15 protein-coding genes are annotated in these 19143 nt (G+C 58.3%); 8 read left to right on the forward strand and 7 right to left on the reverse strand.

The genetic code is table 11. The features are described 5' to 3' along the window. Window positions 1-794 precede the first annotated feature (794 nt). The 5 genes from thrC (at window position 795) to AC6I1V_RS09490 (ending at window position 4446) form a co-directional block, all read left to right on the forward strand. Window positions 795-2231 carry a threonine synthase gene (gene thrC, locus AC6I1V_RS09470; protein ID WP_486853402.1) on the forward strand — a complete coding sequence of 479 codons (1437 nt, stop codon included), beginning with the start codon at window positions 795-797 and terminating at the stop codon, window positions 2229-2231. 215 nt (window positions 2232-2446) lie between these two features. Then, entirely contained in the window at window positions 2447-2635 is a 189-nt protein-coding gene (locus AC6I1V_RS09475; protein WP_005028128.1) for a ferredoxin, read from the forward strand. A 116-nt stretch (window positions 2636-2751) separates the two neighbouring features. Then, window positions 2752-3441: a YkgJ family cysteine cluster protein gene (locus AC6I1V_RS09480; protein WP_486853401.1), complete on the forward strand. Its 690-nt coding sequence runs from the start codon at window positions 2752-2754 to the stop codon at window positions 3439-3441. After that, window positions 3441-3842, forward strand: a complete 402-nt coding sequence (locus tag AC6I1V_RS09485; RefSeq protein WP_302553262.1) for a hypothetical protein — start codon at window positions 3441-3443, stop codon at window positions 3840-3842. Before AC6I1V_RS09480 ends, AC6I1V_RS09485 begins: the two co-directional genes overlap by 1 nt. Further along, a complete protein-coding gene (locus AC6I1V_RS09490; RefSeq protein WP_302553263.1) occupies window positions 3817-4446 on the forward strand; it encodes a tetratricopeptide repeat protein in 630 nt (209 codons plus the stop codon). The genes AC6I1V_RS09485 and AC6I1V_RS09490 overlap by 26 nt, the downstream gene beginning before the upstream one ends. A gap of 852 nt (window positions 4447-5298) precedes the next feature. Here the strand turns inward: AC6I1V_RS09490 and AC6I1V_RS09495 are convergent. After that, window positions 5299-5550, reverse strand: coding sequence for a hypothetical protein (locus tag AC6I1V_RS09495; protein WP_302554731.1), 252 nt, complete (start codon window positions 5548-5550; stop codon window positions 5299-5301). A 283-nt stretch (window positions 5551-5833) separates the two neighbouring features. On the opposite strand from AC6I1V_RS09495, the gene glmS reads away from it, so the two are divergent. Then, a complete protein-coding gene (glmS, locus tag AC6I1V_RS09500) occupies window positions 5834-7657 on the forward strand; it encodes a glutamine--fructose-6-phosphate transaminase (isomerizing) (protein ID WP_302554730.1) in 1824 nt (607 codons plus the stop codon). A gap of 169 nt (window positions 7658-7826) precedes the next feature. Further along, window positions 7827-8228, forward strand: a complete 402-nt coding sequence (locus tag AC6I1V_RS09505) for a DUF302 domain-containing protein (protein ID WP_302554729.1) — start codon at window positions 7827-7829, stop codon at window positions 8226-8228. 942 nt (window positions 8229-9170) lie between these two features. Here the strand turns inward: AC6I1V_RS09505 and AC6I1V_RS09510 are convergent. The 4 genes from AC6I1V_RS09510 to AC6I1V_RS09525 form a co-directional block, all read right to left on the reverse strand. Then, entirely contained in the window at window positions 9171-10628 is a 1458-nt protein-coding gene (locus AC6I1V_RS09510) for a catalase (protein ID WP_302554539.1), read from the reverse strand. Window positions 10629-11538: 910 nt separating this feature from the next. Then, on the reverse strand, window positions 11539-13275 hold the full coding sequence (locus AC6I1V_RS09515; RefSeq protein ID WP_486853400.1) for a formylglycine-generating enzyme family protein: 1737 nt from the start codon (window positions 13273-13275) through the stop codon (window positions 11539-11541). Next, window positions 13268-14494: an FtsX-like permease family protein gene (locus AC6I1V_RS09520; protein ID WP_486853399.1), complete on the reverse strand. Its 1227-nt coding sequence runs from the start codon at window positions 14492-14494 to the stop codon at window positions 13268-13270. Before AC6I1V_RS09520 ends, AC6I1V_RS09515 begins: the two co-directional genes overlap by 8 nt. A gap of 2 nt (window positions 14495-14496) precedes the next feature. After that, entirely contained in the window at window positions 14497-15216 is a 720-nt protein-coding gene (locus tag AC6I1V_RS09525; RefSeq protein WP_486853398.1) for an ABC transporter ATP-binding protein, read from the reverse strand. A 74-nt stretch (window positions 15217-15290) separates the two neighbouring features. Between AC6I1V_RS09525 and AC6I1V_RS09530 the strand changes: the two genes are divergently transcribed. Beyond that, complete coding sequence (locus AC6I1V_RS09530; RefSeq protein WP_486853397.1) at window positions 15291-15560, forward strand: hypothetical protein; 270 nt, start codon at window positions 15291-15293, stop codon at window positions 15558-15560. A 249-nt stretch (window positions 15561-15809) separates the two neighbouring features. Here AC6I1V_RS09530 and AC6I1V_RS09535 read toward each other — a convergent pair whose 3' ends face one another. Both AC6I1V_RS09535 and AC6I1V_RS09540 read right to left on the reverse strand, forming a co-directional pair. Continuing rightward, the gene (locus AC6I1V_RS09535; protein WP_486853396.1) at window positions 15810-17789 is read right to left on the reverse strand and encodes a vWA domain-containing protein; all 1980 of its coding nucleotides are present in this window, start codon (window positions 17787-17789) and stop codon (window positions 15810-15812) included. Window positions 17790-18092: 303 nt separating this feature from the next. After that, on the reverse strand, window positions 18093-19142 hold the full coding sequence (locus tag AC6I1V_RS09540; protein WP_486853395.1) for a hypothetical protein: 1050 nt from the start codon (window positions 19140-19142) through the stop codon (window positions 18093-18095). Between the last annotated feature and the right edge of the window lies 1 nt (window position 19143).

The following is a 19143-nucleotide window of genomic DNA, read 5'->3' on the forward strand; positions in this document are numbered from 1 at the left end:
TTATACTGAAAATATAGCCTTTTTCTCCAGTTTTCCCGCTGATGGGCTCCATGATTGGGGCATTTTATTGGTTACTCCTTTGGAATTTCAAGAAATAAAGCATCAACCGTTTCCTATGGCACAGCCAAGGGAAAAAGCGTCAACCATGTTCTATGGTACGGGTTTTTTTATAATATATTGAAATGACATTTTTATGTGTTTTTTGTTGGCGGATGGCATGGCTGAGCAGCTTGTTGGCCATCCTTTTGGAATGGCTCTGTCATAGCGTGTGGTTGTTTCATCTCCACAGCACGGTGAAAAGACAGCCTTTTTCTCCAGTTTTCCCCTTGGCTGAATCCATAACTGAGGCGTTTTTCTGGCTATTCCTTTGGAATTTCAAGGAAAAAAGCATCAACCATTTTCTGGGACACAGCCTTTGGAATTTGAAGGGAGGGACGGGCAGTTGTTGGCTGTGGCGGAGCCTTGAGGAAAAGGGGGGCGTATTTTTTAGGGGGCGGGAAGATGGGAGGCCGGGGAAACAAAGGCTTGCCTCCCGTTGTATTTTTCCTTACGACCTCAGAAAAAAGAACATAATCTCCGAATCCCACAGAGCCGCCGGGGGAAGGCAAAGCCTTTTGCGCTTTCGGCGGCACTGGGGCGTTTTGGGGGAATTCGGCCCAAAGGGGGCGGCGAAGCCGTACCGTTGGGCGGGCTTGCGGGCCTTAGAAGGATCGTATGCGGAGCGATTCCCCTAAAATAGGGGCAAGGGGCGGTAGCCCTTTGCCGCCGGAGGCGTACCTCAATACGGAGCGACCATGTCCGATCAGTTTCCGACCTACCGGGCACAGATGGAATACGTGTGCCTCGGCTGTGGGGCCCGTCACCCCATTGATGAATTGCTGTATACGTGCCCGGACTGCGGCGGCGTATTCCTGCTTGAAGACACGACCTTCGACAGGCTGAAGGAACACGGCGGCGCATACTGGCGCAGCCTGTTCGACAGCCGGGCCGCCACCCGCAACACGGCCCTGCGCGGCGTGTTCCGGTTTTATGAGCTGATGGCCCCCGTGCTGGAGCAGGAAGACATCCTGTACCTAGGCGAAGGGAACACCCCTGTCGTGGACGGCGCTCCCGAACTCCAGAAGAAGCTGAACGCCTCGTTCGCGTTCAAGAACGACGGCCAGAATCCGAGCGCTTCCTTTAAGGATCGCGGCATGGCCTGCGCGTACAGCTATCTGCGTGCGCTTGTACGCAGGCACGGATGGGATGAGGTGCTGACCATCTGCGCCTCTACCGGGGATACGTCGGCTGCCGCGGCTTTGTACGGCGCGTATGTGGGGCATCCCATCAAGACCGCCGTGCTGCTGCCGCAGGGCAAGGTGACGCCTCAGCAGCTTTCCCAGCCCCTCGGCTCCGGCGCGACCGTGCTTGAGGTGCCCGGCGTATTCGACGACTGCATGAAGGTCGTCGAACATCTGGCGGAACACTACCGCGTGGCCCTGCTCAACTCGAAGAACAGTTGGCGCATCCTTGGGCAGGAATCCTACGCCTATGAAGTCGCCCAGTGGTTCAACTGGGATCTGGCGGGCAAGGCCCTGTTCGTGCCGGTGGGCAACGCCGGGAACATCACGGCGGTCATGTCCGGCCTGCTCAAGATGCGTCGCCTTGGCATCATTTCCGATTTGCCGCGCCTGTTCGGGGTGCAGTCCGAACACGCCGATCCGGTGTGGCGCTACTACAGCAGGCCCAGGGCCGAGCGCGTGTACAGCCCCGTGACCGTCCGCCCGAGCGTGGCGCAGGCCGCCATGATCGGCAACCCGGTGTCCTTCCCCCGCGTGAAGGCGCTCGTTGACGCCTACGAAGCTGAGGGCGGCGAATTCGGCGTGGTTCAAGTGACCGAACAGGCCATCATGGACGCGACCATTATCGCCAACCGGCACGGGCATATTGTATGCACGCAGGGCGGCGAATGTCTTGCCGGCCTGCTCAAGGCACGCGAAGAGGGCAGGGTGGCCGCCGACGAAAAGGCTGTGCTCGACTCGACGGCGCACGCGCTCAAGTTTGCTGGATTCCAGAATATGTATTTTACCGACACGTTCCCGCCGGAATACGGCGTCACGCCTGACGCGGGCCTTGCCAACCGGCCCTCTTTGGTGGTTGATGCCTCCGAGAAGGCGCGGCTCTCCGCTGAGGAGTTTACGCGGGCCGCTGCGAAGGCCGTCGCTGACCGCTTGGAACTTGCGGGAAAATGATTATTGTCTGGACAGGATGGATGTCGGGAGGGAAGAAAGGCCGCTGCCGGGAGAGCCTCGGCAGCGCGCGGAAACAAAGGCTGCAAGGCTTTCCCGCCGCTTCTCAAAACACTTGACACCCTCCTGTTCGGACGCTAAGGCAAGGATGACGGCACGATGGTGCCTGTGGTCGAGAAACTCAGGATCGTTTGATCCAAAACTTGGAGGAAGTGACAATGTCTTGGAATGTTACTGTTGATGCTGACAAGTGCGTGGGCTGTGGCGAATGCGTGGACGTCTGTCCCGTTGAAGTGTACGAAATGACCGACGGCAAATCCAGCCCGGCCCATGCCGAAGAATGCCTCGGCTGTGAATCCTGCGTCGAAGTCTGTGAACACGACGCCATCAACGTTGAAGAAAACTAAGCATTGAAATGCCGCCGCCCGCAATCGTGATTGCGGGCGGCGGCTTGTGCGAGAGGAAGGAGCTTTTTTTCAAGAGGCCCCTTCCTTTTTTTACACTCTTACCTATTATAGATCCTATGATCAACATCATGCCCGAGCTTACCCCTGTGTTCACTGCGTACGAGGCACTTGTTGCTGAAGCCGACGCGGTGTTTGCCCGCGTCGGCGAGATGCACCCGGACTGCGTGACCTGCAAGCCCGGTTGCAGTGATTGCTGCCACGCCTTGTTTGACCTTTCGCTTGTCGAAGCCATGTACCTGAACGCGCGGTTCATCGAAAAGTACGACTTCGGCCCTGAGCGTTCCCGCATCCTTGAGAACGCCGGAAGTGTGGATCGCAAGCTGACCCGCATGAAGCGCGACTATTTCCGCGAGCTGCGCGATGCCAAAGGATCTGAGGAAGCCATGGGGCACATCATGGAAGAGGCTGCCAAGGCCCGCGTCCGCTGCCCGCTCCTCGACTCGAACGATCAGTGCGTGCTTTATGACTACCGCCCCATCACCTGTCGTCTCTACGGCATCCCCACGGCGATCGGCGGCAAGGGGCACGTATGCGGCAAGTCCAATTTCGCTGCCGGAATCAATTATCCGACCGTCCATCTGGACAAGATTCAGGAACGGCTGGATCGCCTCAGCGTGGAAATCCGGGATCGCGTGAAGTCCCGGTTCAAGGAGCTGCATGAGGTTTTCGTGCCCGTATCAATGGCGCTTCTCACCAACTACGACGACGCTTATTTGGGGATAGGCCCGGCACCCAAGGAGTCTTGATGATTTCCGCCACCATGTTTCGAGACAGCACCAAGCAGGAGCTGACCGAGGAGCAGGAACTGCTCAAGCGCGAAATTTACGAGCGCATGAATCCCCGCCGGAGGAAGTTCATCGACCGCATCGGCTACGATGAATGGGATCCCTTCCAGAAGCCCAACGACCCGATGGATATCCGCGTCGATCCGAGCAAGCGCACCACGCAGCAGCTTTTCCGAGGGTTCATGCATTCGCTCGGCGAACGCACCGAGGGCAATGACTTCAACAAAGGCGCCCTTGACTGCGCGCTCGGGATTGTGAACAGGGATGAACGCTACCTCGGCATCTACGAGTTTTGCGTATGGTATTATAAACTCCTGAAGAAAGAGGGACTGATCGATGAAGGACCGGTACGAGAATCTTGACGAGTACATCGCCGACCTGCGGGCCGCGCTCAGCCAGAACGACGCTTGCGCCAATCACCATTATAATCTTGGCGTAGCCTTGCTCAGCAAGGGCGACTTTGTGGCGGCGGAAGAATCGTTTCTCGCCGCAGTCCGCAATTCGTCCCATCTTGCCGAAGCCTATGTGCAGCTTGGCGGCATCTGCCTGCAACGTGGCGATCTCGAAGGCTGTCTGCGCTACAACGAGGAGGCGGCCAACTGCCGTGCCAAGTTCCCCGTGCCGTGGAGTAATATCGGCTTCGTGCATTTGCAGCGCGGCGAGCCCGAAAAGGCCATCAGCGCCCTGCAAAAGGCCCTGAAATGGGACGCCGAATTCATTCAGGCGATGGCGACTCTCGGCGCCGCCTATTACATGAACGGCCAGTACGACGAGAGCATCAAAATCAGCGAAAAGGCCATTGAAAAGCAGCCCGGTTTCGCTCCCGCGTGGAACAACCTGTCCCTCGCGTGGTTTGAAAAGGGCGACTACGACAAGGCCGCCGAATACGCCGACAAAGCCATTGAATTCGGCTTTGATGTGCGCCCCGAATATCTTGAAGAAATCGCCGCCCATCGCAGCAAGTAGGGCGATGGGTTTGAGAACCGGGGGAGGGAGCTTTTTGTAAAAAGCTCCCTCCCCCGGGCCCCCACCCGCAAAAACTTTGACTGGTGGGGAGGTTATACGGCAGGAGTTCCTGTTATGAAAAAAGGTTCCCGGAAGATTCCGGGAGCCTTTTTTATAGGCTCCGTCATGGGATGCGTTGTTTTAGCTCTACTGTATGAAAAATACATTTTTTATGCTATGTTATAGAAAATGGTTGATGCTTTTTTCCTTGAAGCTCCAAAGGGATAACCGGCAAAATGCCTTGGCCGTGGCTCCCGCCAAGGGGAAAACCGGAGAAAAAGGCTGTATTTTCATCGCACTGTGGAGATGAAACAACCATAAACTATAACAGAGCCTTTTTTTATATGTTGGAGTCGTAGCGAGGGGAAACGCCCCTTTGCAGTCTTTCCTTTTCCCAAAGGCTCCGTCATGGAATGTGGTCGTCTCATTTCTACTTCACAGTGGAGACAGCCCATTTTTTGCTTGCCCAAACACGGCGGCAGCCACGGGGAAGCCATCCACTGAGATATTCACCTTTTCGATGATTTTTTAAAAAATTCATTTTTGAATTTCATAGAGTTAAAATGTAGCTTTCATTGAAAACGTGAAAGCCTCCATCCCCTGCGGTGCTGTATTTATTTTAGGTTTGTGTCGCTAGTTACATATAATAATTTGAAATTATTAAAAATACTTTTGTGAATTAAAAATAATTTAATAATTTCAATATATTGTATCTAGTTAACGACACGGCCTAAAAGGAAGGGACAAGGCGACGGCAGCCGCAGCGAAGCCATCCGCCGCGGCTGCCGTCGCTTTTTCTGAACCTATGGGAGCTTAATACCAGATGGTCTTTAACTGATCCTTGGTGTAGCCCTTGCCCTGCATACACCATTCAAAATAGTTGCTCCACGAAAGTTCATTCCCCCATGAATAGCGGCTCCCGCCGATCATGGAGTTGGTCTGTTCGGTACAAGAGTTCTGCGCGTTCTGGAAGGCTTGCTCTTCGGGGGTAAGGGCCTTGGTAGCGCAGCCGCCGAGCATGAGGAGGGCGGCGGCAAAGATGGCGGTCTTCAACATGGTATTCATGGTATCCTCCTGAAATGAGTAAAAACGCTGAAACAGGCGGCCTGGCAGGGACTTTTCCGCCCGTGTAGTGGAATATACGGCGAATCTGTGGGGCATCAATGAAAATCATCTTAATAATAGCCTAGTTGGATGATTTTCAAGGGGGATTGGGACATATTTACAACGTGCCCTTTTTCTATCACACTGGAACCTTGCCTGAAAACAGGCTGCAAAAAGAAACGACTGCTCTCGGCGGCGTATGGAGCCCCGACTGCATTCCCGTGAACGGAAGGAGCAACACTGCATGTGCGGAATTATTGGTTATGCCGGGCATCGTCCGGCTGTTCCGGTCATTATCGAAGGCTTGCGGCGCCTTGAATACCGCGGGTACGATTCCGCTGGGGTCGGTTTCATTCAGGGCAAGGAGCTTAAGGTCATCAAGGCCGAGGGCAAGCTGGCGGCTCTGGAAGAAAAGCTCGCCCATTATCCCAACACGGTCGCCATGAACGGCATCGGTCATACGCGCTGGGCCACGCACGGCGTGCCCGCCGAACGTAATGCCCATCCCCATATCGGCGGCGATAACGAACTTGCCGTCATCCACAACGGCATCATCGAGAACTTTCAGGAGTTGAAGGAAAACCTGCTTGCCAAGGGGTATGTCTTCAAATCCGAAACCGATACGGAAGTCTTGGCCCATCTCATCGCGGAAGGGCGCAAGCACAACCCCACACTGCTTGAAGCCTTTGCCTGGGCCCTGCGCCAGGCCCACGGCGCGTATGCCGTGGCGGTCATTTGCCCCGACGAACCGGGCACCATCCTTTCCGCGCGCATGTCCGCCCCCCTGATCCTCGGCGTGGGCGTGGGCGAACATTTCATTGCTTCGGATATCCCGGCTTTCCTGCCCTATACGCGCGACGTCGTTTTTCTGGAGGACGGTGAAATCGTCCGCATCACGGACGCCACATGGCAGGTGCTCTCCCTCGATACGCTTGAGCCCGTCCATAAGGAAGTGCAGACCGTCCAGTGGGACATGCAGGCCGCACGGAAGGGCGGCTTCAAGCACTTTATGCTCAAGGAAATCTTTGAACAGCCCAAGGTCATCTCGGATTGCCTTGCCGGGAGGGTGGACGAAGAGAAGGGCATGGTCGTGCTGCCGGAGCTTGATGGGCTTCCCATCCCCTCCCGCCTGCGGATCATCGCCTGCGGAACCTCATACCATGCGGGCATGTGGGGGCAACACCTGCTTGAGGACTGGGCGCGTATGCCGGTCGTCCCGGAAATCGCGTCCGAGTTCCGGTACCGCAACGTCATTCTAGAACCTGACGACATGGTTCTTGTGATCAGCCAGTCCGGGGAAACGGCGGATACGCTTGCGGCGCTCCGGCTTGCCAAGGAAAAAGGCTGTATCGCCATCGCGCTGTGCAACGTCGTGGGCTCGTCCATCCCGCGTGAGGCGGATGCGGTGCTCTATACGCAGGCCGGGCCGGAAATCAGCGTGGCGTCTACCAAAGCCATGTGCAGCCAGATGGTCATCATGGCTCTCATCGCGCTCTATTACGGGCAGCGCAAGGGACTGCTCGACGCCAAGACCCGCCATGAGGCCCTTGCCGCGCTGCACGGCCTGCCGAAGCAGATTGAGGATGCCCTGCCCGCCATGCGGGAAACGGCACGGAGGTTATCCCCGCTGTATGCGTCCGCGAGCAGCTTTTTCTATCTGGGGCGCGGACATGCCTTCCCCCTCGCGCTGGAAGGGGCTTTGAAGCTCAAGGAAATTTCCTACATCCACGCGGAGGGCTATGCCTCCGGGGAGATGAAGCACGGGCCCATCGCCCTGATCGAGCCGGAATTCCCGACTTTTGCCCTTGCCTTCAATGATGCGTTGTTTCCAAAGGTCAAATCGAATATCGTGGAAGTGCAGGCCCGCCGAGGGCCGGTCATCGCGCTGGCCAATCCGGGGGCGGATCTGCATGTGGAGCACCTGTGGACGATTCCCGCCGCGTGGGGCCCGTTCAGCGCGTTTTTGGCGCTCCCGGCCATGCAGTTGTTCAGCTATGAAATGGCCGACTATCTCGGCAAAGACGTGGATCAGCCCAGAAACCTCGCCAAGAGTGTGACTGTCGAATAACCGGCATCCGGCGAAGGGCATCCCGACCGTCGCCGGATACCTCCCGAAAGGCAAAGGAAGGCGGCGGAGCATCATTGATGCTCCGCCCTGTTACATTCGGGACGTTTTTATGGAAAACCACCTTTGGAGAAGGGACTTCTCCAACGAACCTTCAAAAAAAGGAATGGTCATGCATACCACGGAAGGACTCGTATCCAAGCCCTGTGTGGGGAGTGTGGAAATAGTTTGGAACCGTTTGCTTGAAACGCTCAAGGCCTTGAATGTTCCGCTGTTCGCTACGGTGGATCACGCCGCCAACGCGCGCGCCGCCGGGTTGTTCATGCCCGAAACCCGCGTCGCCTTTTTCGGCAAGCCTGCGGTCGGGACGCATCTGATGCTGGAGCGCCCTGAGGTTGCCCTCGAACTGCCTCTGCGCATCGTGATTTCCGAAGTTCCCGGCGAAGGGACGATGCTCTTCATGCCAGACATCCTGTGGCTGGCCCATCGATACGGCATTGATCCGCAGCTCGACAGCCTCAGGAAGACCCTTGGTTTTATGGCCCTTGTTTCCGACAAGGTTTGCGGGGAGTGATAAACCGGGGGAGGAGAGAGGAAACCTTTCTACAGAAAGGTTTCCTCTCTCCTCCCCCGGACCCCCTCCTCTCACCTTCCCAAGACTTTCGACCTTATCGAATCCCTGTTCGTGGCGAGGGGAAAAATCGGCATCCTTCCCTATGAAAACGGCTTTGAAAAAGGCTGTGTCATAGGAAACGGTTGATGCTTTCTTGAAATTCCAAAGGAATAGCCAATAAAATTCCCCAATCATGAAGCTATCAGCGAAAAAATGTGAAAAATCAGTATGTTCAGTGTATTGTAGATATAAAACAATCAGATATTATGGCAGAGCCTAAAAAATTTGGCTCTGCCATAATATCTGATTATTTCATTTCCGCCCTACAGCAGGGTAACAATACAGATTTGTTCTCTAATTTTTCCGCTGGCTGGCTCCAAGGTTGAGAGCTTTTACTCGCATACTCCTTTGGAACTTCAAGAAAGCATCAACCGTTTTCTATGATATAGCCCAAAATTTTGTCATAGGATGCGCTTGTTTCCATCTCTACACTATGGAGAACAGCTTTTTTCTAGTTTTCCTATTGGCGGGTTCCATGTCTGAGGCATATCATTCGTTATCTCTTTGGAGCTTCAAGAAATAAAGCAACAATTGTTCCCTGTGGCACGGCCTTAAAAAAATGCCCGAAGAATCATGCTTCTTCGGGCATTTTTCTTTGAGCAAACACAAAAACATGCTGTTTTGAGTTGCCCGCCATACAACGAAATCCCTGCCGCACGGCAGTCCAGCAAAGTTGAAATTCCCTGATCCTAAAGGGAATCTGCGTAAGGAAAACCGTGAACAGGGATTCGATAAAGTCAAAAGTCTTTGGAAAGGGAGGGATGGGGTTTGGGGAAGGGAGGGAAAAGCTTTTCTTCAGAAAAGTTTTCCCTCCCTTCCCCAATGCTTCTCTTCCCCGCTCTCTTACAGCTTCACCTCGCTCATAGGGATGCCGAGGGCGTCGGCAACGCCCTTGCCGTAAGCGGGATCGGCCTTGGAGCAGTTGTAGATGTGGCGGATCTGGATCTCACGGGGCACGCCGTCCATGGCGCGGGCGGTGTTGCCGAAAAGGGCTTCCTGCTGTTCGGGCGTCATCACCCGGAACAGCTTGCCGGGCTGTTCGTAATAGTCGGCGTCGTCACAGGGATACTTCCAGCGGTCGGCGTCGCCGGAAAGCTTCAGCGGCGGCTCGGAGAAATCAGGCTGATCCTTCCACGCGCCGTTGCTGTTGGGCTCGTAGTTGGTGTAGCTGCCGTAGTTGCCGTCAACGCGCATCTGGCCGTCGCGGTGGTAGCTGTGGAACGGGCAGCGGGATCTGTTCACCGGGATGAGGTGGTGGTTTACGCCAAGGCGGTAACGCTGCGCATCGCCGTAGGAAAAGAGGCGCCCCTGCAGCATCTTGTCCGGCGAAAAGCTGATGCCGGGAACGATGTTTGCGGGGTTGAACGCGGCCTGTTCCACTTCCGCGAAATAGTTTTCAGGGTTGCGGTTCAGTTCGAGCTCACCCACTTCGATGAGCGGGCAATCCTTGTGATACCAGACCTTGGTCAGATCAAAGGGATGGTAGGGCAGTTTTTCGGCGTCGGCTTCGGGCATGACCTGAACGAACAGGGTCCAGCGCGGGAAATCGCCCTTTTCGATGTGCTCATAGAGGTCGCGCTGATGGCTTTCGCGATCCTTGGCGATGATGGCTTCGGCTTCGGCGTCGGTCAGGTTCTTGATGCCCTGTTGCGTCCTGAAGTGGAATTTTACCCAGAAGCGTTCGTTGTCGGCGTTGATGAAGCTGAAAGTATGGCTGCCGAACCCGTGCATGTGGCGGTAGCTCGCGGGAATGCCGCGATCGCTCATGACCACGGTCACCTGATGCAGCGCTTCGGGCAGGAGCGTCCAGAAGTCCCAGTTGTTTTTGGCGCTGTGCATGTTGGTGCGGGGATCGCGTTTGACCACATGGTTCAGGTCGGGGAATTTCAGCGGGTCGCGGAGGAAGAAGACGGGCGTGTTGTTGCCCACGAGATCCCAGTTGCCCTGATCCGTATAGAATTTGATGGCGAAGCCGCGGATGTCGCGTTCGGCGTCGGCGGCGCCGCGCTCGCCCGCAACCGTGGAGAAGCGCATGAACAGGTCGGTTTTCTTGCCGATCCGGGAGAACAGGGAAGCCTTGGTGTAGCGGGTGATGTCGTGGGTGACCGTAAACGTGCCGTAAGCGCCGGAGCCTTTGGCGTGCATACGGCGTTCGGGGATGACTTCACGGTCGAAATGGGCCAGCTTTTCGAGGAACCACGTATCCTGAAGCAGCATGGGGCCGCGGGGCCCGGCGGTAAGGGAATTTTCATTATCAACTACCGGGGCTCCGGCGTTGTTTGTAAGCAGATCATTGGACATGGTTGCCTCCTTTTGTTTTTCCGGCTGGCCGGGTGAGGTTGGGACGTTGCAAGGAAACAGCGATGCCCTGTGTGTAGGGAACATGGGCGTTTCTTACATATAAGTCAATAATAATTATTTTTACTGATAATAAAGATTCTTTATTTTCCTTTATTATCAGTTTGTTACTTTAGAAGAAAAGAAAGAAAAGGCTATGATTTTCCTGGAATGCCAAATACCATTTGCCAATGGCGGAAAAGGAAGGCCACGCTACAGGGAAGGTATGGAGGGAAAGAGGGCGGAAAAGGAGCGGGGGGGCAGGCAGAGGGGAAGAGGATGATAAGGGGCCGTCCGAAGGGGACATTCGCCTTTTCGATGATTTTTTCAAAGGCTTTGTTATAGCATGTGGTTGTTTCATCTCCGCAGTGCGGTGAAAAATAGAGCTTTTTTTCCCGTTTTCCCCTTGGCGGGATCCACGGCTAAGGCATTTTTCCGGTTATCCCTTTGGAGTTTCAAGGAAAAAAGCGTCAACCATTTTCTATGGCACAGCTTTTTTCAAATATTCATTTTGAATTGGCTGTGCTTAAGTTTGTGGTTGATACAAGATTCCAACTGGAAAGGAAGAGTTCTTTGGAAATTATCTGGAGATCTCGCAACAATTTTTCAAGACTGGATTTCATGTAATGAACAAAAAATGAGAGAGGCCACATCACTAGACGTGGAACGGACTTTTATCTATTGATTTTCATTGAAAAAATCATCAACCGTAAAATTGAACACAGCCTTTGAATTTCAGAGAGTTGAAATGCGGCTTTCATTGCAGAAGCGAATGCCTCGTCCGGGGGGGACAACAAGCCGGAAACGGAGGGGAAGCCAAGACAGCCCACAGGGAATACGGGGGAGGGAGAGGCGTTCTCCCTCCCCTTCAGGATCATTTCCCTTTGGGAATCAAGGACAGGATGTCCTTTCTGAGCGCATCCGAGGAGAGCAGGGTCAGCTTGCCGCCGCGCAGTGCAGCGACGTGCTTCCTGTAGATCTGGAGTGAGGCGTTTTGCTTGACGAGGTGCGGGGCCTTGCCGGACATTTCCTGCCCGATGCCTTTCAGCTCTTCGTCAAAAAGGGATTGCGGCACCTTCCGGGTGTTCTCCACCGTCTGCTTGTAAAACAGGAGCATGGAGCGGAATTCGGCCTCCTGATTGTCGATGCCGGTTTTGGAAAGGGCGATGCCCTTGTCGAGGCTGGCAAGGACTTGCTTATACTGCTTGGCTTCGGCGGCTTTCATTTTGGGCAGGGCCGCCGTGATCTGCTTTTTCTTGTCCTCGAAGTTTTGCAGCTCCTTGCCGATGATTTCCCGCTTGATCAGGCAGTCCTTGAGCATGGTCACAAGGTAGACGGCGGAACGGATTTCATTGGATACCGTGGATCGCTTCTGGCGTTCGAGCGAAATGTTGTTTTCACGGATCAGGTTTTGAAGCCCCTTGAGGCTGGCCTTTTCCGCATCGCTTCCGGCCCGCGCCTCAAGCTGGGCCACCAGTTCCAGCGGATCGCCGGAGGGGTTCAGCTCGGCGGACAGTTCTATCCCGGCCTTCTTCCATTCCGAGGCCAGTTCCGCGGGCCTTGCGCCGCCGGGGGTGTTGATGCCGGAAAGGGCGATGCGGAATCCGAGATCCCGCGCCTTGTTGGGCCCGTCCTTGAGGAAGGGGGCCACTTCCTCCCTCCTTCCGGGCATGACTTCATCCTGCGTGGACAGGAAGCCGCCGCCCTTGCGGATAAAGCCGCCCGTGGAGCCGTGGAGCCGCCCGCCGAGGGAAAACTGGAAGCCGTCCTGCACCATTTCGGCGGCGTTGCCCGCCATGTCGTAGAACCCCGCCGGGTTGGGCTTGCGCGAGCCGATGCGCTGGAGCGTTTCTTCCGAAGTCCCCTCACTGCCGCGGAACACGGCGTAGTCCTTGACGGCGTCGCCCGCCGGCATTTCAAAGAAATCCTCTTGGCTCAGGGACAGCGGCGAAACCTTCTGGGCGCCGCGCGCCGCGTATTCCCATTCCGCTTCCGTGGGCAGGCGGACAAAGGCGGTGTTCCTGTCATCCCCCTGAAAGCCGGGCAGGGACTGCGGGGCGTTGGCAAGCAGCCATTCCGTATAGTTTTTGGTAAATTCCTGCGCCTCATGCCATGAAACCTCGACGACGGGGCGCGCGTCCTCAGGGCTGAGGGCGGGGAGGGCGTCCCCATCCATGCACTGCCCGCCCATGACGGCATCCCACTGGCGTTTGCTCACCTCGTACTTGCCTTCAAAATAGAACTGCATGGCGTCGGCGTCCGGGTTGGCGGCCTTGATTTTCCGCTGCCAGTCGGGAGGGAGATCCTTGAGCACGAAGGGGCCCGATATGGCGGACGCATACGGGCCGTCATAATAGCCGCGATCGTCGGAACCTCCGTCCCGGCGTCCGAAACGGGTTTCGAGATCCCAGAGCAGGCCCTTGCCGCGCACCCCCACAGCCTTGAGCACCATGCTTTGCCCGCAGGGCATGGGCAGGATCAGATCATCGGGGGCGGGGTTGGGGTTGAAGGCGTCTTCGGCCTTCACGTCGCCCCGCGCCTTGAGCGCGGCGTGCCCCGTACCGGGGGAGAGCAGGCAGGCGGCAATCAACAGGAAACACCATTTATTCATCGCGGATAACCTCGGAAGGTGAAAGGCGGCCGCACGAAAGGCTTGGCGGCAGGGCGGCCAGCAGGGACAACACAAGCACGACGCCGACAGCCCCCCCGACATGCGCCCACGACAGGCGGCAGACGGCGCCGAGTTCCGCGCCGAGGGGGAAGAGGGCGTTGATGACGCCCGCGACGGCGGCGTAGAGCGCGAAGGCCAGCCCCATGCCGAGCGCGGATGTGGACAGCGCCTGCACCAGCGGGAAGCATACGATGTCCGCCCCGGAAAAGCCCATGAGCCGGATAATGCCGAGCACGCGGCGCTTGCGCCGGATGGCGGCGACGAGGTTGCTCGCCGTGGACGCGAGGAAGCCCACGCCCGCCGCGAGGCAGATCAGGCCGAACACCAGCGTTGTGGAGCGGTCCAGCATTTTGACGTTTTCGATTTCTTCGGCGCGGGTATAGACGTCGATGTTCCGGGCGCCCAGAAAGTCCCGCAGCGAGGCCACGCCGTCAAGATCCGCGGCATAGAGCCGGAACGAAGGGTAGAGCCGTTCGCCGTCTCCGCGCGCCGTCCCGTCCCAGCCGCGTTCGGGCACGCCCATGCCGTCGCGGTAGGTTTCGGCGTCCTCGGCAAGCGACGGCGGCACAAAGGCGGCCTCCTTCTGGAGCGCGGACAGCGGGAGTACGGCCTTGACGCGCAGGGGCGTTTCCGCCTGTTCCCGCATCATGCCCCGCGCCCGCGTGACCCGCCCGGTCAGTAGGGTTCCGGCGCGCGCTCCGAGCTTGTCGGCGGCGGGCGCGGTCAGGATGATTTCGTCATCCTTCAGGGCCGCGTTTCCGGCGAAACGCCGGGTCAAGGGATCGCCCGCACCGGAAGGGATGAGGCTGACGTTGACCGGGTTGGGGGGCAGCCCGCCTTTTTTTTCGGAGGCGGGGAGCAGGGCGATGGTCGCGGCTATGGCCCGCGTCTGGGGGACCACATAGCCCACGTCCTGGCGTTTCCGCAGCTCCTCGAAGAAAGCCTTGCCGTATTTGCCGCTGCCCACGGGAACGATTTCAAGGTTGCGGGGATCTTGGAGCAGCCGCTCCTGAAGGTTGCCGATGACGCCGTTGCGCACGCCGAACAGGATGAGCAGGGGAGCCAGCACGGTCGCCAGTGCAAGCACCGCGCACAGCGACAGGGCGCGCTCGTGCCAGTAGTCCCTCAGGGCCATGCCGCAGATGATGGAAAGACGCATGTTCACCCCCGCAGCGTGGTGTTGATGGAGCCGTCCCCGCCGTCCACATCCAGACGCAGGCAGCGGAAACCGTTTTCCTCGACCAGCCTGTGGTCGTGCGACACGACGACCAGCGCGCATTCTCCGGCCAGTTCCGTAAACAGGCGCATGACGTTCTTCGCGGTCACGGGGTCCAGCGCGGCGGTGGGCTCGTCGGCAAGCACGAGATCAGGTTTCGGCAGCAGCGCCCGCGCGATGGCGGCCCGCTGCCGTTCCCCGATGGACAGCTTGCCCGGCAGGGCGCCGAGCAGGTGCCCGATGCCGAGGCGTCCGGCCAGTTCCTTCAATCCGGCGTCCACGGCCTTGGCGTCCATGTCCTTGGCCCTTCCCGGCGCGGCAATGTTGTCTCCGGCGCTCAGGAAAGGCAGGAGGCCGCCGGTTTGCAGCACGTAGCCGATATGCCGCAGCCGCAGGCGGGCCATGCGTTCCCGCCCTCCGCGCCGCCAGAGCTCCGCCACATCTTCCGGCGCATCGCCCGGTGCGCTGAACAGGAATGTTTCCGCCCCGCTTGGGGGCAATATCATGGCGAGCAAGTCCAGCGCGGTGCTTTTCCCGCACCCCGAAGGGCCGATCAGCGCGATTTTTTCACCGGCCCGGATGGTCAGGGAGTCGATGCGGAGCCGATACGTGTAGTCCCGCGCTTTCCGTTCGAGCGTGACGTTTTGCAGTTCGCAGAGATTCATAGGGGAATGCCTCCTGCGGCAAGGTGCGGGCCGCTTTGGCGGGGCTGCCGCCCCTTGGCCCTGCCGGGGGCATCATGCCCCCCGGCCCCCAGTACCGCCGCAAGGCGTTTCAGCCGAAGCTGCGCTTCGCCCGAAACGCCTTGCGGCGAGCCCGTGGGCGTCTGCCGTTTCCTGAAAAAACAAAAATATATTTATATATCTTCTGGCCTTGCAAGGAAATGCGAGTTTGGAAAAGCTCTTTTTTCCGAATCAAAAACCGTTTCAAGGAAAGCCGTGAACAAAAATTTGATAAAAAGGAAGGCTCTGTTCTGGTTTGTGGTTGTTTCATCTCCACAGTGCGGTGAAAATACAGCCTTTTTCTCCGGTTTTCCCCTTGGCGGGATCCACGGTTAAGGCATTTTGCATGTTATCCTTTTGGATCTTCAAAGAAAAAAGCATCAACCACTTTCTATAACACAGCCAAAAGGAAAGCCTCGGACAGGGATTCGATAAACATAAAAGTCTTGGGAGCTGGAGGGGGTGGGGTTTGGGGAGGGGGAGGAAGAAGCCCTTCTTCAGAAGGGTTCTTCCTCCCCCTCCCCAATATTCTCCCCCTACGGCAGCATTGCCAGCGGGACGCGGTAAACCCAGTCGCCGGGATCCTTGGAGCCGAAGCTCTCCCAGTTGCTGACGTCGCGGTCGTACTCTTCGTAACGGGCGACGCGGGACTTGAGGCGGTTGATGAAAGCTGTCTGCTCCCCGACGCTCATGCGGTACCAGTCGTCCTCGGAAAGCAGCATGATGTCGCTCTTGTAGGGCAGATCGTCGAGAAATTCGCCGAGTACGCCCATATCGCGGAGGTTCGCGCCGGGCTTCTGGGAGAAGGCGGCGGGATCGCGGGCAAGCTGCGCCGAGGCGGACAGGATGCCCTGGAAGAAGTCCCGCGAGTCGGTCTTGCGGGTCCGCTCGGCGTTGTCGATGATGATCTTGAGCTGGCGCTGCAAATCGCTGAGCTGGTTCTTGGTCAGCAGGACGGCGACCGAAACGGCGCTGACGGGCTTTCCGGCGCTGAGGGCGTCGAGATCCGCGTCGGCAATCCATGAGGTCACGACTTCCGGCGCGCGGGTCCCCTGCTTTTTGCCGAGATACTCAAGCTGCATGGCATAGCCGAGTTCCTCGCCGATCTGTTTGGCGCGTTCTTCCGGCGATTGGGCGGGCGTTTCCTGCGGCTTTACCGGGGCCTTCCCGGTAAGGGCCTGCTTCACGCTCGAAACCAGCGCGGAGGACAGGCCCGTGGCGGCCTTGGCGAAAGAGGCGCTGCCCTTGGCGGCGTCCGTGGCCTGAATCGGGATGTACGCGCTTTTCCCGCCGGGCACGGCGGACAGCGTGGCGTAGGCTTTGGCGGCGTAGTCGATGTTGCCCTTTCCGGCGGGCGTGCGGACGTGCGCCACCACCAGCCGGATGTTGCGGGAGGCCGCAAGGTCGGCCAGTTCCCGCACGTCGAGGCTTGTGGAGGCGTTGGCGTCGCTCAGGGGCAGCGGCCCGGCGTCCGTGATCAGGAGCAGCACGCGGTTGGCGTAAGGCTGCCAGTTCAGCTCATCAAGTGCGGCCTTGACCCCGGCAAGGGAATCCTCGTTGAAGGAGTGGCTGGATGCCTTGGCTTCCTCAAGCCCGCTGAGGGCCTTTTCCAGTTCGCCGCGTTTGGTGGCGTCGCGGAAATCGCTGACGACCTTGGTAACGTATTCGAGCTTTGGCGACGCCTTCGTGCTGTTGCGGAAGGCCACGATGCCGAAGGAAACCTTGTCGTCCAGTTTGTCCTTGGCGACGGAGTCGAAAATGGCCCGCACCACGTTGAGGCTCTGGTCGATGTAGGGTTTCATGGAGATGGTCGTGTCGATGACCATTGCGATGCCCGTGCGCGGGACGCCGTCGTCCTTGGCGTCTTTTGGGGCGTTGGCGTCGGGCTTGTCTCCGGCGCTGCCGGGATCGATGGAGGCTACCTCAAGGAGCTTCGTCCCCTCGAACGGCGTGTCCACCTTCAGGATGGGCATCAGGTAGAAGCGGCTGCGCGAGACGGCACCCTGCGCGTCGTCGGGCTCCACGGCGAGGATGGGCAGATCCGCCGGGGCGTCGCCCTGCTGCGCGGTCTTGGCTTCGGCGCGGAGTTTTGAAAGCATGCCCGGCAGATCCTCCGCCTGGCAGACATCCATGATGGCCTTGTGATCCTTAAAGAACAGGACGGGCTGGCGCTGTGAGCGGTCGGTGAAAAGCAGGGTAAGGGCCTGGTTCCATGCTGTGGTGTCCGCGGCCTTTATCCAGCCGTCGGGCTTTGTGGTGGACGCGCCGACCTCAAGCCAGTTTCCGTCGCGGGTGTATACATAAAAAACGCTGAACGGGCGCACGGCCTTTTGGATGACCGTGGAGCCTTCCCCTTGCCCGGCGTACAGGCTCGTGCCGGGATGGGTGATCACCCGCTGGTACAGGGTTTTCTTGCCTTCCATCAGCAGCGGCGTGCGATCCGCCGCGTGTGGCGTCGGCGTCCAGCCCGCGAGGAGCGTAAGCGCCGTCAGTATGGCGATGAGGATTCGTTTCATGGGGTTCTCCTGTCGGGATGGTGCCCTCGGAGGCTGAGGGATGACGCCTCAGCCAACGATGGGGCTTTTTACAGTAACAGGCCGTTGACATTGAAGGGAATGAGGCGGCCTCGGAAACTTCCGCCAAGGCGAAGTCCGGCGCGCTCATGTGATCGCCATGCGCCCCGTTGAGGAACGCCTTTGGAAAGGATGGGGCGGTTCCGCGTCGGCAGGTTTGGGGAGGGAAAGGAAAAGTCTTCCTTTAAAAAGGGCCTTCCTCCCCTCCCCAATATTCTCTCTCTCTCTCTCTCTCTCTCTCTCTCTCTACTTCAACGCATCCAGCCGCTGCTGGGCTTCGGCGGCTCCGGCTGCGAGGGCTTTCTTGTAGCAGTCGCCGGCCATGTCGGTGTCCTTTTGGATGGTCCCGCGCTGGGGCTGCTTCGGGGAATAGAAGTCGCCGAGCATGAGCAGGGCCTGCGCATTGCCCTTCTTGGCGAGCTCGTCGGCGATCAGGAATGCGCCGTCCTGCGCCTTGGGATCGTCGGCAGCGGCAAAAAGCTGCTGCGCGAGGGCCATAGCCGTGTCCGGCTCCACCTTGCGCTTGAGCGCATCGCGGGCGACCTGCAACCCCTTGGGGCCCTTGATGTCATCGGGGGCGTATTTCACGGGCGCTTCCTGGCCCGGAGGCAGATCCGCCGCCTCATGCTTCAGGACTTCGGCGGGCCTTTCCTCCAGCGTCGTGTCCGTTTTGGGCAGGACGCGCGTGTAGATGAAGTATCCGGCCCCGGCAAGCAGAATGACCGTGAGGATGGCAAAGATGATGTTCAGGATAAGCCCCTTGCAGCTTTTTGGGCGTTCCTTCAGGTTCAGCAGTTCGCTGTCCGGGACCGCCGAGCCGGGTTTCCCATCGAAGGTGAGCGAGGTCGGCGCGGGGCCGGTTTCCATTTCCGGCAGGGGCAGGGGAGCGCGTCCTGCGGAAGGCGTGGGTTTGGGGGCGAGCTCCAGATCGGGCAGGAGGCTGGGATCGCGCGAATAGACGATCCGGTTGATGCTGAGGCCGCCCTGCCACACATGCTCGGCGTCCGTGAACAGCGCCACCTGATAAATGGCCTGCAGTTCAAGGCTGTCCACAACGGCGGGGCCTACCGACAGGCTCAGGATTTCGCCCGATGGGGCTACGGCGTCGGGAACAAGGTGGGCGTCGCCGGGCTGCCAGCCGTTGGGGCCGAGGCTCATGCCGTTGGAAGGATCCTTGATCATGTAGAGAAGCGTGTTGGGGGCCGCGGAAAAGCCGGGGCAGGAGGCCAGAATGAGGCCGTAGCCCGGCCCTTTGGCTTTGTCGGGTTCGAAACGGAGTGCACAGCGAAGCGTCATG

It is taken from the genome of Bilophila sp. T19-St14 (genome assembly GCF_059728385.1).

Excerpts from the sequence above, each read along its gene's own strand:
- AC6I1V_RS09505 (WP_302554729.1), top strand. The coding sequence starts at position 7,827 with ATGCATACCACGGAAGGACTCGTATCCAAGCCCTGTGTGGGGAGTGTG.
- thrC (WP_486853402.1), top strand. The coding sequence starts at position 795 with ATGTCCGATCAGTTTCCGACCTACCGGGCACAGATGGAATACGTGTGC.
- AC6I1V_RS09495 (WP_302554731.1), bottom strand. The coding sequence starts at position 5,550 with ATGAATACCATGTTGAAGACCGCCATCTTTGCCGCCGCCCTCCTCATG.
- AC6I1V_RS09535 (WP_486853396.1), bottom strand. The coding sequence starts at position 17,789 with ATGAAACGAATCCTCATCGCCATACTGACGGCGCTTACGCTCCTCGCG.
- AC6I1V_RS09510 (WP_302554539.1), bottom strand. The coding sequence starts at position 10,628 with ATGTCCAATGATCTGCTTACAAACAACGCCGGAGCCCCGGTAGTTGAT.
- AC6I1V_RS09530 (WP_486853397.1), top strand. The coding sequence starts at position 15,291 with ATGCCCCCCGGCCCCCAGTACCGCCGCAAGGCGTTTCAGCCGAAGCTG.
- AC6I1V_RS09520 (WP_486853399.1), bottom strand. The coding sequence starts at position 14,494 with ATGCGTCTTTCCATCATCTGCGGCATGGCCCTGAGGGACTACTGGCAC.
- glmS (WP_302554730.1), top strand. The coding sequence starts at position 5,834 with ATGTGCGGAATTATTGGTTATGCCGGGCATCGTCCGGCTGTTCCGGTC.
- AC6I1V_RS09475 (WP_005028128.1), top strand. The coding sequence starts at position 2,447 with ATGTCTTGGAATGTTACTGTTGATGCTGACAAGTGCGTGGGCTGTGGC.
- AC6I1V_RS09485 (WP_302553262.1), top strand. The coding sequence starts at position 3,441 with ATGATTTCCGCCACCATGTTTCGAGACAGCACCAAGCAGGAGCTGACC.
- AC6I1V_RS09540 (WP_486853395.1), bottom strand. The coding sequence starts at position 19,142 with ATGACGCTTCGCTGTGCACTCCGTTTCGAACCCGACAAAGCCAAAGGG.
- AC6I1V_RS09490 (WP_302553263.1), top strand. The coding sequence starts at position 3,817 with ATGAAGGACCGGTACGAGAATCTTGACGAGTACATCGCCGACCTGCGG.
- AC6I1V_RS09515 (WP_486853400.1), bottom strand. The coding sequence starts at position 13,275 with ATGAATAAATGGTGTTTCCTGTTGATTGCCGCCTGCCTGCTCTCCCCC.
- AC6I1V_RS09480 (WP_486853401.1), top strand. The coding sequence starts at position 2,752 with ATGATCAACATCATGCCCGAGCTTACCCCTGTGTTCACTGCGTACGAG.
- AC6I1V_RS09525 (WP_486853398.1), bottom strand. The coding sequence starts at position 15,216 with ATGAATCTCTGCGAACTGCAAAACGTCACGCTCGAACGGAAAGCGCGG.